Here is a 506-nt window from a genome sequence, read left to right as displayed (position 1 = left end):
GTCCACAGTTCTACTTCCGTACAACTGACGTAACCGGTACTATCGAACTGCCAGAAGGCGTAGAGATGGTAATGCCTGGCGACAACATCAAAATGGTAGTGACTCTGATTTGCCCAATCGCGATGGACGAAGGTTTACGCTTCGCAATCCGTGAAGGTGGTCGTACAGTTGGTGCTGGTGTAGTAGCTAAAATCATCGCTTAATTGCGATAGAAATTAGTTTGAAAAGGAAGCTTCGGCTTCCTTTTTTATTTGAGGGCTGGTTTTATTCACAAATTTGTGTAAAATGCTCGCCACTCTGAAGTTAAATAGTTATTTGATGACTATTTACACAGCGGGCTTGATATCCGGATTTAGATAGGTATAATGGCCCCCTCGTCGACTTAGGTTGACGAATTAAATGATTAGTCGCTGAAGTTAATCATTATCATAGCGACTCCGATTGGGAGTCGAACGGTTAAATCATCTCGCTCTGCTTTTCTATATTGAAGAAGCTAGAGGGTGATT

1 pseudogene is annotated in these 506 nt (G+C 42.5%); it reads left to right on the top strand.

Features of this window, described 5'->3' with window-relative positions:
* Positions 1-203, top strand: a pseudogene (gene tuf, locus L5M10_RS24140) (elongation factor Tu); the annotation flags it as partial.
* Between the last annotated feature and the right edge of the window lie 303 nt (positions 204-506).

The sequence above is a fragment of the Shewanella sp. SM32 genome (assembly GCF_025654235.1).
In the GTDB taxonomy this organism is placed as follows: Bacteria; Pseudomonadota; Gammaproteobacteria; order Enterobacterales; family Shewanellaceae; genus Shewanella; species Shewanella oncorhynchi.
Note: the sequence above shows the minus strand (reverse complement) of the source record. Positions and strands in the feature narration are given on the sequence as shown.